9 protein-coding genes are annotated in these 13,224 nt (G+C 38.2%); all 9 read right to left on the bottom strand.

Annotation, left to right across the window (positions count from 1 at the left end; genetic code table 11):
- Positions 1 to 17 precede the first annotated feature (17 nt).
- Positions 18 to 2,288, bottom strand: coding sequence for a GGDEF domain-containing protein (locus tag HNP77_RS01760; protein ID WP_184651441.1), 2,271 nt, complete (start codon positions 2,286 to 2,288; stop codon positions 18 to 20).
- Complete coding sequence (locus HNP77_RS01755) at positions 2,285 to 4,531, bottom strand: GGDEF and EAL domain-containing protein (protein WP_184651440.1); 2,247 nt, start codon at positions 4,529 to 4,531, stop codon at positions 2,285 to 2,287. The genes HNP77_RS01760 and HNP77_RS01755 overlap by 4 nt, the downstream gene beginning before the upstream one ends.
- Before the next feature lie 73 nt (positions 4,532 to 4,604).
- Positions 4,605 to 5,378: a histidine phosphatase family protein gene (locus HNP77_RS01750; protein WP_184651439.1), complete on the bottom strand. Its 774-nt coding sequence runs from the start codon at positions 5,376 to 5,378 to the stop codon at positions 4,605 to 4,607.
- The gene (locus HNP77_RS01745) at positions 5,369 to 5,953 is read right to left on the bottom strand and encodes a YigZ family protein (protein WP_184651438.1); all 585 of its coding nucleotides are present in this window, start codon (positions 5,951 to 5,953) and stop codon (positions 5,369 to 5,371) included. The genes HNP77_RS01750 and HNP77_RS01745 overlap by 10 nt, the downstream gene beginning before the upstream one ends.
- Entirely contained in the window at positions 5,950 to 6,816 is an 867-nt protein-coding gene (locus HNP77_RS01740) for a hypothetical protein (protein ID WP_184651437.1), read from the bottom strand. The genes HNP77_RS01745 and HNP77_RS01740 overlap by 4 nt, the downstream gene beginning before the upstream one ends.
- On the bottom strand, positions 6,817 to 8,784 hold the full coding sequence (locus HNP77_RS01735) for a DNA topoisomerase IV subunit A (RefSeq protein WP_184651436.1): 1,968 nt from the start codon (positions 8,782 to 8,784) through the stop codon (positions 6,817 to 6,819).
- Between the two features lie 28 nt (positions 8,785 to 8,812).
- On the bottom strand, positions 8,813 to 10,660 hold the full coding sequence (locus HNP77_RS01730; protein WP_343042520.1) for a DNA topoisomerase IV subunit B: 1,848 nt from the start codon (positions 10,658 to 10,660) through the stop codon (positions 8,813 to 8,815).
- 517 nt (positions 10,661 to 11,177) lie between these two features.
- Entirely contained in the window at positions 11,178 to 12,725 is a 1,548-nt protein-coding gene (locus HNP77_RS01725) for a hypothetical protein (RefSeq protein WP_184651434.1), read from the bottom strand.
- Positions 12,726 to 12,999: 274 nt separating this feature from the next.
- A complete protein-coding gene (locus HNP77_RS01720) occupies positions 13,000 to 13,182 on the bottom strand; it encodes a hypothetical protein (RefSeq protein WP_184651433.1) in 183 nt (60 codons plus the stop codon).
- Between the last annotated feature and the right edge of the window lie 42 nt (positions 13,183 to 13,224).

Below are 13,224 nucleotides of genomic sequence, written 5' to 3'. Positions count from 1 at the left end.
CTGTAAATTAAAGCTGACTAGAAATATTTTTTTTCGAATTCAGAAACGGTTAAGGGCTTTGAAAAATAATATCCCTGGAAAGTATTGCAGCCTAAATCTGTAAGCATCTTTACCTGAGATTCATTCTCTACCCCTTCAGTAATTACATTCATATTAAGTTCATTTGCAAGAGAAATTATTGAACTTAAAATTCTGCGGCTCTTTTCATAATTTGCAGTTTTATTAAGGAACAGCATGTCTATTTTCAAAATATCAGCATTAATATCCTTAAGCATATTAAGAGAAGAATAACCTGAACCAAAGTCATCGATTTCTATCTTAAATCCATAATCCTGAAGCCTCTTAAAAAGCTCCATAACTTTTTTATAATCCGCAAGAAGTACGGTTTCCGTAAGTTCAATATTAAGATGAGAAGGATCTATTCCGAATTCTTCTGTGAGTTCCGTAAATATTTTATATATATCAAAATAATACAAATCTCCGGGAGAAACATTTACGCATAAATACGGTTCGGTCAATCCCCTGTCTTTCCACTCTTTAAGAAGTGCACAGGCCTTTCTCCATATATAAAGATCAAGTTTTGAAATAAGCCCGCACTGTTCATAAATACGTACAAAAGTATCCGGAAGTATTACGCCCCGACGGGGATGATTCCACCTTACCAGAACCTCAGCTCCGAAAGCCTTTTTATTATTTGTAATCAGAGGCTGAAGATACAGTTCAAACTCTTCATTTTTTACGGCGTCATCAAAATCTGCAATTATATTTTTTTCAGAAAGCCTCTTATCCATAAGATCAGAATCGAAATAACTGAAGAGCTTCATGTAATTACCGTGAATCTCATCCATGGCAAACATGGCCTTTTCTACCATTCCTGAAGCTGATTCATCCTTAGACTTTACTTCATAAATACCAAACTGCATGTGAAGATCATAGGCATCTGATTCAATCATCTTCTTTATTTCGTAATAATACTTACGGAATTCTGTTTCATTAAAATATTTTTTCTTAAAGAACATGGAAAACTTATCATCTGCAATTCTTCCGTAAACAGTTCCTTTATGCGTAAAAGAACGTAAAAGTTCAGCACCCCTTACAAGCATTCTGTCTCCGGTTTCAGTTCCGAAAATTTCATTTATCATTTTGAAATCCTGAACATTGGTGCAGACCATAATCCATTCTTCATTTTCACTTCTGGCAAAAGTCTCATCAACTTTCTTAAAGAATCCTTCCCTGTTCAAAAGTCCTGTAAGTTCATCATGAGTACAGTTATACTGCTCCCGCTTTACCGCATTAATCTCTGCAGTCTTATCAGTTAGTAAAAAATAATCACCGATTACAACAGAGGAATATTCAATTACATTTTTTTCTACAATAAAGTAATGAGTTTCTCCGTCGATGGTACATGAATAAGTTCCGTTCTGCTGCTTCCATTCATTGTAAAAGGCCTGACACTTTACCTTATCAAAATGATTCTTTGAATTAAAAAGATAGACGGCAGCCTTGTTATGATAGATACAGTTTCCGGCAGTATCAAAACATATAATTATTTCACTGATAGTTTCATTTATGCGGTTAAGAAGTTTCTCAACAAGAGATTCAGGAAAAGTAAAAATAGAATAATAGCTTATGAAACCGGCAAGAACTGCATACAGCCAGACAGAAAAATCAATTATGAGTCCGGAAGAATAACAGATCATGTTTACTATTATAACAAAACAGTAAGCAAGAATTACCGTAATAAATTTTTCTTTATAGAGAGAAGCAACCCGTATACAGGCACGTATAAGGATTATCAGGGCTGTAGCAAACTGAATGTAACAGAAACCAAGATGAATGTAATGAACCGGAGAAAAAATTACGAGCCAGTATATAACACCGTTAAAGGCAACGGCCTGCTGAAGATCAAAGGTATGACGGGTAAATGTATTTACCAGAAGCGAAACCGTATCAGCAAGACACAGTATTTTAAACAAAAGCTTTATCTTTAGTAACCGGTTTGAATCCTTATTTCCGGAATAATGAACGGAAAAATTTATCATAAAATAAGTTAGATAATCCGTACATATAAAATAACAGCTGCACATCAGCAGTGCAATTATATAATTATCCGATACGGCAAATAATGTATAGAAAAAAACAGCAAGAGCTCCAAGAATCATAATAATGTTTACATGCCTGCGCATGGAACCTGCCTTGTAATAAACAAGCCTTATGTAAAAAGCAATTACGGCAAGAATGGCACAGGAGACTATTATGTAAGTTATCTTCATCGATTCAAAACTCATATCAAATTTTTCTCCGCATACATCTGTTCAAATTCTGATTCAGAGACAACATTTTCATAATAGTTTTCCTGAATTATGTCGCACCCTGCACTGCGCAGAAAATCCTTCTGATGCTGGAACTCCATGCACCTGGCTGTTACTATCATTCCCACAGATTTTGCCATGGTAATCATCGATTCAATTATAGTAAGAGTCCTTTCAGTCTGCTCCGTCTGATAAAACTGGTCAAAATTAATTTTAAGTATATCAGCATCAATGTCTTTCAAAATATTAAGGGAAGAGAACTGACTTCCAAAATCATCAAGTTCAATTCTGAATCCGGCATCATGGAGTTTATTCAGAACATCAACATGCATCTTTACATCTCTTGTAAAACAGTTTTCGTTTACACCCAAAACCATAAATTCAGGATTAACATTATATTTTTTTACAAGTCCCGTAAATACTTCCGGAAGATTTGTATAATAAAAAGACTGCTGGCTGACCTTTATATTAAGATAAAGATTAATTCCCTTTTTCTGCCAGCCTGAAAGAATCTGCGCAGCCTTATCCCATACATATAAATCCAGTTTATGCTGCATCATGGTTCTGTCCAGAAGCGGTTCAAACGTATTCTCCCTGAGAAGTCCCTTAACAGGATTCATCCAGTAAACAACCGTCTGGGCACCGCAAAGTTTTTCTGTAGAACAGGTGATGAGGGGCGTAAGCCTGACCTGGAAATCTCCGTTTTTCAGAAACTTATCAAAGTCTGCAATTATATTCTTTTCTTCATAAAGCTTATCCATAAGGGAACGGTCATAAAAAGCAAAGGTCCTGTCGTAAGAACCATAAATACTTCTCATGGCTATCTGAGCCTTATCATACATGGACGAAACATTTTCATAGATATCTGAGACTTCATATATTCCTATGTAAACTTTTATTTCATAGTGAAGGTTGTCAAATAGTTTCTGAAGAGAGCCGGTATTCTCAACAGCCTTAGTCTGATTAAAACAGTTCTTAGGAATCAGCATTGCAAAATTATCAGAAGAAATCCTTCCGTGAATCGTATCAGGATAATCTGCAAGTAGAAGTTTCTTTGACTGCGCAATAAGGACTTCATCTCCAAGTTCCGTACCGAAACAACTGTTTATCATTTTAAAGTCCTTTATGTTTGTTGCAACAATATAAAATTCCGTATCACGGCTGTTTCTAAGAATCTTCGAAGCATATTCAAAAAAACTTCTTCTATTGTAAAGACCTGTAAGTTCATCATGAGTCGAATCATAAAGCTCCTTTTGCATCTGCTTCATGACTTTCGTATTATCACTGAGATTTGCACATACACCTACAAGCCTGTTCTTACTGTCTTTTACCCTTGTAATTTCTTCGTCAAAAAAATATTCCCTGCCATTTACTTTTAAAATCTCACTGTTCATAAAACTGTCTGAGGCAGTCTCAAGGATAAGTTCATCCAGGTGACTTTCACAGCCGATGTCTGAATAAAGTTCTACAGCTTTTTTATTTGCATAAACTTTATTTCCTGCAGAATCAAAACATACGACAACGTGGTTTATGTTTTCTGAAATAAGCTTCATCATCTGGGAGGACATATATTTAGGCATTGAATACAAGGCAGAATAGCAAAGATAAACCGCACAGATGACGTAGCCGAGAATGCTGAAATCGTACTCAGGCATCAGTGTAAGGAAAACTGCATTAACTGCAATAATCAGCAGAAACATTCCGAAAATAATCTCATATTTTATGCGGAAAATTTTTGTAGATACAATGATTTTCCTGACAAGAAGACCGGCAATAAGTACAACCTGAATATAGGAAACCGCAAGGTGAATGTTAAAAATCCAGCCGTAGGAAGCAACCCATCCGGTTAACTCTCCGGTGGAATCAAATTTCTGAATGATATCAAGAGTCTTCTTTCCGCTTAAGTTCATGATAAAGCCATTCAAGTCAAAAAGGCAGCAGATAAGAATGAGAACTTTTATAACGATTGAAGCTTTTGATTTTACGGCGATTCCCGTAAATATGAACATAAAGTTTACGACTGACAGCAGGAGCCAGGGAACACTTGCATAATAAAAATTGGCAAATCCAAAAACATATTTATATTCTTCGACCCACAAAGAGGATGCATAAAGATACATGGTCAGAAGACACATAAAATTCATTATTACGAGAGAAGCTGATACGTTTTCTTTCTTTTTCAGGGAATAAACCGTGAAGAAAACCAGAGGAAGTATCATAATGTAAATCAACAGTGATAACAGATAACGTAAAACCAACTCAGACTCCACTGTTGATTGTACACTATTTTTACTAATAACTCAAACAGCTGCCGTAAAATCCGCTGGCAGAAACCTTTTCACCGCCTGCCTTAAGATGTGAAGTATCTCCCATGGTTTGTATTCTCCAGGCAACTTCACCGGGAATGCGCTCTTCAGCACCAACAATCGTTACGGAAGAAGGAGCTACAAAAAATCCCTGCCACAGCTGTACGGGAGAAATACCCGTAAGATGGCTTAAAATTGTAAACATCACTCCCAGATGACAGAAAAACACAATATTCTTTGAGTCAAGATCCTTCTGCTCCGGAATCAGGTGAGTGTCAACAGCAGCCTCTTCTGCCGTAAGATGAGGAAAGCAGTTGTAAACCGGCATGTCCGGAGAAACCCTGGAATAGTCGTAACAGGAAAGAATGTTGTCAATTCCGTTGCAGACTTCATTATAATGTCTGAGAATATTTCCGGAACGCATGCTTTTTGTAGACCACCATTTCTTTATGTCAGCATATTTTTTTTCAGAAAAATAATCCCTTGGAAGCCAGTCCCAGGCAATTCTGTCATTTCCCCTGTCATCTTTGATGCGGTAATCAAATTCCCTCAGCCACTTAACAGTCTGAGGCTTTACATTCCAGTTTTTAAGACAGGCCCTGGCTGTGGCATCTGCCCTACCCATGGGAGATACAAATACTTCATCAACATTCCAGTCTTTTGTACGGGCTGCTAAAAGTTCAAGTTCTTTTTTTCCTTTTTCAGTAACATTATCATTTACATAATCAGGATCACCGTGTCTTACAAAAATCAGATGCATATCATCCCCCTGCTTAAATCTTTCAGTTTCTGAGCAAACTCTTCATATTCAGAGAGCCAGATATTTCCGGAAATTTCAACACCGGAAGAAAAATCTTCCTTTAATTCTCCAATATGATAAAAAGAAATCAAGTGCCTTACGTTTTCGTACTGCGAATAATCAACGGTAAAAGAAAAACTCTTTTTTTCGATAAGTTCTTCTGTCTGACATTTTTCAATAACAGCCTTCATGCTGTCTGAATAAGCCCGGACTAAACCTCCGGTGCCTAAAAGAGTTCCTCCAAACCATCTTGTGACGGTAACCATTATATTCGTAATACCGCTGCCTTTTAAAACATCAAGCATCGGACGGCCTGCAGTACCGGAAGGTTCTCCATCATCACTCATTCCGTTTACTTCTGCATTTTTACCGGTTACAAAAGCATGAACCACATGAGTTGCATCTGCATATTTCTGCTTCTGCGAATGAAGAATATCCCGTGCCTGTGCCTGACTTTCTGCTATAAAAGCCTCTGCCAGAAAACGGGAATTCTTTATGTTAAGTTCAGCACTTTCATATCCCAGTAAAACTTTCATTCCGTATCCCTGCTGTCAGGATTATCCTTTTTGAGAAGACCGTTTACCGCAAGCAGCGAATAATAATACACCGGTACGGAAAAATAAAGTTTAAGCACAATTGAAAGTACTTCGATTATTACAATAAACTCCAGAAGTGAAGCAACGGCAGGAAGTGCAAGAGTTACGAAAATACAGGCACAGATTATTCCCGCATTTTTTATTACTGAATAAACTGCAAATCCTGCAAAATGAATCATTCGTCCCTTTAAAAATTCAAAACTCCGTCTCAGGCTTTCTTTTAGGGAAATACCGTCGTTTTCAAGAGCAATATTTACGGCAAACATAAACGGAAGATTTACGGCAATGTTTATTATAAAAAGAAGTGCCGTTACAGCTAAAACCGTAAAAGAAAAAACGTGACCTGATGAAAAAGAAAGCCCGTAACGCTTAAAAATATAAAGAATTACAGGTATGGAAATTCCGACTGTAACTGCAATCGAGATAAAATACAGCAGAGTCGTAAATGCAGAAAGTTTCCAGGCATCTTTTCTGTTAAAACCAAAAAGAACCGTCTTTACATAGGCAGCCCTGTTAAGAATCATATCAGTACATACCTTTATCATTCCATAAGTAAGAAGCCCTGTAACAAACTGAAGCACTATTAAAACAAAAACATAAAGAACTATGAGAGAAATCCCCGGCATCGTACTGGCAGCTGCAAAACTCAAAGGCCGCGCGCAGAAATAATTGACAGCTCCCTTTATCAGCATGAGTACTATTGCAGCAAGATATGCCTTTCCCAGATTTTTCTGAACGGCACTTCTTGTAACTGTAAGCATTTTATAATACTCAGGATTCTCAAGTGTAAGTTTCTCGCTCATTTATAAAAGCATTCCCTGTGCATCAGCACTCTGTACTTCAATTGATTCAACCTCACGGGAATCAAGCCTGACTCCAAGTGTCTTAAGACCTTTTTCTTCATAGGACTGAGCCTTGAACTCTGCTTCGTTTATTTTCTGACGAGGCTTAGGTACATAATGAAGGGTGAACTTAAATTTTTCTCTCGTGTCTACGTGCAGGACTTCCATTCCATCCGGCGCAAAATTATAGTCCCTGTTCATGATCCATCCTGCAACCCTGCAGCGCTTTATAAAGCACTGTCTTGTTTTAGGATCCCGGTAAATTACCGTGAACAGTTCTTTTGAAATTATTTCTTTTTCAGCATAATTACAGTACCACATGCCGCTGTCAACAAAAAGCTTCTCAGGTACGTCACATACACTCCAGAGGCCGCTCTTTCTGATGATAAAGATTCTGTCAAACGGAGTAACCTTCAAAAGCTCCCTTCCTCCGGAAACTGAAGTTCCCAGATAGCCCTTATCATCATATCTGAGTGCAATATTTCTTTTTGCAACTTCCTTGACATCAACGGCAGAGAATGAAGCAATGCTTGTACGGCGTTCAAGAACAAAATCTCTTTTTTCCTCAGCAGCAGTTTTTGCAAGCTTTTCGAATTTTTCAATCATGCCTTCAAGATATTCAACGGCACAGGCAGTTAAATGCTTAAGGCGTTTTGCAATTTCTTTAAGCCGGGCATTTATTGCAGCAACCTGATCCTTGTTCTTGTTAATATCAAAAAGCGAAATGCGGCGGATAGGAATCTGAAGCAGATGCTCAACGTCTTCATCAGTTACATCCCTGATGAGTTCATTCTTAAACGGAACAAAACCTTTCTTTACTGCAGCCTGAACAGCTTCAGCAGTTTTCTGATCTTCTATTTTTTTATAAATACGTTCCTCAACAAATATGCGTTCCAGAGTTCTCTGATGAAGTTCTTCTGTAAGCTTTCCCCTCTCAAACTCAAGTTCTTCCTTTATGATTGCTACAAGTTTCTTTGCATAATACTTAATGATTTCAGTAGCAGTCATTACAACCGGCATATTGTCTTTAATCACAAGCATCTGACAGGTTATGGACTTTTCACAGTCTGTATATGCGTAAAGGGAATCAACTACATCCTTTGAATAGACTCCACGGGGAAGTTTTATCTCGATATTACAGCTGTTTGTAGTAAAGTTATCAACAGAACTGATCTTAATTTTTCCGGCTTTATAAGCTGCATCAATAGACTTAAGCAGTGACTTTGCATCAGTATCAACAGGCAGTTCCGTAATGATTATTTTCTTTTCATCGCTGGTATCAAATTTTGCACGGGTAACAATCTTTCCGTTACCGTCATTATAACCGCTTACATCAATAAGACCGCCTGTAGAAACATCCGGATATATTTTAAAACTTTCACCTTTCAGACATTTAATCTCTGCATCCAGAACTTCCTTCAGGTTATAAGGCAGGATCTTTGTACTCATACCTACGGCAATACCTTCAGCACCGATAAGGAGTGCAATCGGAAGTTTTGAGCGGTAAACTTCAGGCTCAAGGTCACGACCGTCGTAATTAGGAACAAAATGAGTAATCTCAGGATTAGTTACAAAGAATTCCTTTGCCAGAGGATGAAGGCGGCATTCAATGTAACGGCCGGCAGAAGCAGGATCTCCGGTATATTTATTTCCGAAGTTTCCCTGTTTTTCTATGAAAATCTCTTTGTTGGCAAGATTTACAAGAGCCCCGTAAATTGAAGCATCACCGTGAGGATGATATTTCATCGTACGTCCGACAACAAAAGAAACCTTCTGGAAGTATCCGTCATTTACTTCAAACAGAGTGTGCATGATACGCCGCTGAACAGGTTTCAGACCGTCTTCAAGATCAGGAATAGCACGGTCACGGATAACGTAACTTGCATATTCAATAAAGTTTTTATCAAATAAATTTTTTACAAAAGCCATTTTTTCTCCACAAAACTACAGGACAAACCTAAACATCAATTTCAGCATTGGACAGAAGGTTATTTTCAATAAACTTACGCCGCTCTGGAGTATTCTTTCCCATATAGAATGCCAGCAGCTGAGGAATAATCTTAAGCTGGCTTATTTCAACCGGAGTAAGATGAATGGTTTCAGGAGCAATAAACTGCTTGAATTCGCTCGGATTCATTTCTCCAAGTCCTTTGAATCGTGAAGTCTCACAGTTTTTACCGAGTTTAGCCTGAGCTGCATCACGTTCATCTTCCGTATAGCAGTAAATGTTTTCCTTTTTGTTTCTTACGCGGAAAAGCGGAGTTTCAAGAATCCATACCCTTCCGCTGGTTATAAGTTCCTCAAAATATCCCAGGAAGAAAGTAAGCACAAGATTTCTGATATGGAAACCGTCATTATCGGCATCAGTTGCAATTACAATTTTAGAATACCTGAGGTTCTCTACAGAATTTTCTATACCGAGTGCCATCATAAGTTGATAAAGCTCATCATTTTTATAAATGTCGCTCTGCTTTTTGCCATACATGTTTTCAGGTTTACCCCTGAGGCTGAAGATTGCCTGATAATCTGCATCACGGGAATGAGTCATTACGCCGGAAGCCGACTGTCCTTCCGTAATGAATATCATTGAATTCTCACCCTTATTTCCGTCTTCAAGATGGAAGCGGCAGTCATCAAGTTTCTCAATCCTTATGGAATTTTTCTTTGCAGCATCCCTTACAAGTTTTTTTACACTTGAAAGTTCCACACGCATCTTTTCGTTATGCTCGATTTTTTCCTTAAGGCGTTCCGCAGCTTTCGGATTCTTATGAAGCCAGTCATCAAGACCGGACTGTACTTCCGCTACAATCCACTGCCTTACATCCGTATTGCCAAGCTTATTCTTTGTCTGGCTTTCAAAAACCGGATCCTTAACCTTTACTAAAACAGCAGCTGTTATTCCGTCCCTGATATCTTCACTTTTAAAATTAGACTGGAAGAAATCATTTACGCCTTTTATAAATCCTTCTTTAAATGCATTAAGGTGAGTTCCGCCGTCAGAAGTATACTGACCGTTTACAAAAGAAAAATAGTTTTCACCGTAGGCATTTGTGTGGGTAAATGCAAACTGCAGGTGGTCTCCTGTATAACTTCCTATCTGATAAAGGCTTTCGCTTTCAATTTCTTTTTCAAGAAGATCAAGAAGTCCGTTTTTACTTACAAAGTCAACTCCGTTAAGTTTAAGCGTAAGACCGGTGTTAAGATAAGCATAGTTCCACATGCGTTTCTCAACAAATTCCATATTAAAAGTATACTTGCCGAAAATTTCCTCATCCGGTACAAATTCAAAAAAAGTTCCGTCAGCCTGTTTTTCCTTAAGTTTTCCCTTTCTCTGATTTTTAAGTTTTCCTTTTTCGAAAACAGCCTCACAGCATTCTCCGTCCCTCACGGAAACTACACGGAAATATGACGAAAGTGCATTTACAGCTTTAGTACCTACACCGTTCATTCCTACAGAAAACTGGAAAACATCATCATTATATTTTGCACCCGTATTGATTTCGCTTACGCACTCAACGACTTTACCTAAAGGAATTCCGCGACCATAGTCCCGAACCTTTACATGATTATCTTTTACGGAAACTTCTATTTTCTTACCGAAGCCCATGATGAATTCATCGATTGAGTTATCAATAACTTCTTTCAGGAGAACGTAAATACCGTCATTCTGATTGGAACCATCACCAAGACGTCCAATATACATACCGGAACGAAGCCTGATGTGTTCAAGAGAATCAAGATGTTTAATCTGATCATCAGTATATGCAGCAACTTTCTTAGGAGCAGATTTTGCCCCCGGATCTATTGCTTTTGCAGCTGCAAGTTTTTTTGCAACCTGTTCCTCAGTTGTTCCGGGAACAAACACAGCTTTTTCAGTTTTAGTTGTTTTTGCCTTTGCAACAGTCTTTGCATTATCCCATGCACGGAAAGTTCCGTTTTCATCAATACCGGCAACAGGTTTTGCAGCCTTTTTTACAGTTTTGGATGCAGCAGTTTTTACTGCGGCAGTCTTTGAAACCGTCTTTGCGGCAGTCTTTGAAACAGCTTTTGTTCCTGCTTTTGAAGCCGGAGTCTTTGATGCGGTTTTTGAAACTGTTCTGGCAGAAGCCTTTGCGGAAGACTTAACTGAAGTCTTTGAAGCTTTTACACCGGATTTTGCGGCAGTTTTAGATTTAGATTCACTCTTTTTAGCAGAAGATGCCGCTGTTTTTTTTGATGCAGCATCACTTTTTTTAGTTGCCATTAAACATCCCACCCATTTAATGATTAGACGTATATTTTACACGATAAACCCCTTTTTTTCAACATTGAACGGATGAAGGTCACTCAAAGGCTCTTACTGCAATACAAAAACCATTAAGCATTGTTGATGAAACCACATCATAAGTTACTGCAGAACCATAATCCGTTCCATCCCCGTCAGAATCACCAGTATCATCATAACGTTCATCAGTTCCGGATTCTTCATATTCATTCTGAACAGTACCTGTTCCCAGGACAGTGATTATCTGATCATAAGATTCATACACCCTTAAAGTCCATATTTCAAAAACAGCATCAGCAGACTGAGAACAGCTCCAGTACCAGTTTTCGCCAATCGTCATACCGCCGCACAGTAAAAGGGATTCATTTATTACAGACATATTGCTTATGATGGAAAACAGCTCGCTTATGGAAGGCATGTACCAGCCGCTTTCATAGTCACTTCCTGTAAGTCCCGAATACGAGCCGTAATTTTCTATAAAGTTATAGGCAGGATAATAAACATCACATTCCGCAGCACAGTCTGGATCCATTGAAGATATGTATTCCCAGTTATCACTTCCATCTGTATCTCCCGTAAAACTTACGTCAGTAAACTTTACCGTATCATAACTGCTTCCAGAAACTGAAACTGAAGTTCCGTCAGCAGACAGATAATTTCCACCGGACACATCAGGAGTACATACAGTTTCCTTAAAATCCATGGTATATCCGCCGCTTTCGGTTGTAAGCCACTTTAAATTTCCATTTTCAGAAGACTCATCTGCAGACGAATCATAAAGACCTATTCCCACCGGAACCCCGCTGAAATTCTTAAATGCAACGACGGCAACTGCATTCATTGTATCCGGATCAAAATAATCCGGTTCAACAAAACTTCCGTCCGCCAGAATAATATCCCCGGTATCAGCATCTGAATAATCTTTCAGATATCGTACGATTTTTTTTGAAAGCCCTGAATTTCCAAGTTCATCTTCCGCCGTCAGCAGAAATGTATAATAATCCGAAGAAGAACCGCCTACTCCAGTTAACTCATAACTCTGAACCCCGGCAGAAACAGAATCAAAAAACCATTCCCCTCCGTTTACAGAATAAGAAATTCTGATACAGCTTAGAGGACTGTCATACGAAGACTCACTTTCACTGTCAGTCCAGGAAACAGTCATTGTTCCAGAAGAAGCATCATAAACAGCTCCGGCATTACTTACCTGAAGAGGTCCCTCAGTATCAATGTTTTTAATTATTATGTACCTGAGCAAAGTTGTTGATGAAGCAGAAGTCCTCGCTGCCACAGAATAGGTTGCGTTTTCCGTAACTTCAAAACTGTACTCTCCGTCGCAATACGTAATTTCCTGCGCACTGGAATTTGAAAAAAGTTTTGATGCAGTTCCGCTGTATTTTCCCTTATACCAGACCGCATCAGAAAATACACTGTCTGTAACAAGCCTGATCTTTACACTTGCATTTGTAAGTTCATCTGATTCAGCTTCCAGAGTATAAGACCCGCTGTATTCCGTATAACTGATGCCGGAAGATTCTTTGCAGGCGAATGTAAAAAAAACTGCCGCTGTAAAAAAAAGGCGCAGGATCAATAATTTTGTTTTCATAAAAAAAATTATAAAAAAAACAAAAGTACCTAATCCTTAAAAATTTAAAGACTGCGGATAATAATTCATTATAAATTCATTTCTTAAAAAAAACTCAGTTAAAAAACCTCAAAGCAACTCCATCAGCGCGGGACTGTTCTCCTATCATTACCCTCTGAAGACTTTCTGCTATGTTCACAAAACTATTTTACATAAAAAAAATCCCGGCCGGCAATATAAAAATTACCGGTCAGGATTTTCAATATACAGTCTATCTTAAAAAAGATTCCCCGTATTACAGAGACTTTCCGTTCATGCTGGCAGTTTTTTTAAGCCAGTCATAGCACTGCTGAAAATCTCCTTCACGGATTTTTTCTGCCTTAAGGGCACCGCGAAGTTTTTCTTCCAGAGTCTTGTAATCCTGAGCATCAACGAGACTGGTAAATTCAGCCTGACTGAGTCCAAATTTTACGTGCATAGTCTTACCTCCATAATAGTTTTTTTATAAATAACTTTTTTT

It is taken from the genome of Treponema rectale, assembly GCF_014202035.1.
GTDB lineage: Bacteria > Spirochaetota > Spirochaetia > Treponematales > Treponemataceae > Treponema_D > Treponema_D rectale.
This window is presented reverse-complemented; position numbering and strand designations above follow the sequence as displayed.

Coding starts and splice junctions, on each gene's coding strand:
- HNP77_RS01760 (WP_184651441.1), bottom strand. CDS start 2,288: ATGAGTTTTGAATCGATGAAGATAACTTACATAATAGTCTCCTGTGCC.
- HNP77_RS01755 (WP_184651440.1), bottom strand. CDS start 4,531: ATGATACTTCCTCTGGTTTTCTTCACGGTTTATTCCCTGAAAAAGAAA.
- HNP77_RS01750 (WP_184651439.1), bottom strand. CDS start 5,378: ATGCATCTGATTTTTGTAAGACACGGTGATCCTGATTATGTAAATGAT.
- HNP77_RS01745 (WP_184651438.1), bottom strand. CDS start 5,953: ATGAAAGTTTTACTGGGATATGAAAGTGCTGAACTTAACATAAAGAAT.
- HNP77_RS01740 (WP_184651437.1), bottom strand. CDS start 6,816: ATGAGCGAGAAACTTACACTTGAGAATCCTGAGTATTATAAAATGCTT.
- HNP77_RS01735 (WP_184651436.1), bottom strand. CDS start 8,784: ATGGCTTTTGTAAAAAATTTATTTGATAAAAACTTTATTGAATATGCA.
- HNP77_RS01725 (WP_184651434.1), bottom strand. CDS start 12,725: ATGAAAACAAAATTATTGATCCTGCGCCTTTTTTTTACAGCGGCAGTT.
- HNP77_RS01720 (WP_184651433.1), bottom strand. CDS start 13,182: ATGCACGTAAAATTTGGACTCAGTCAGGCTGAATTTACCAGTCTCGTT.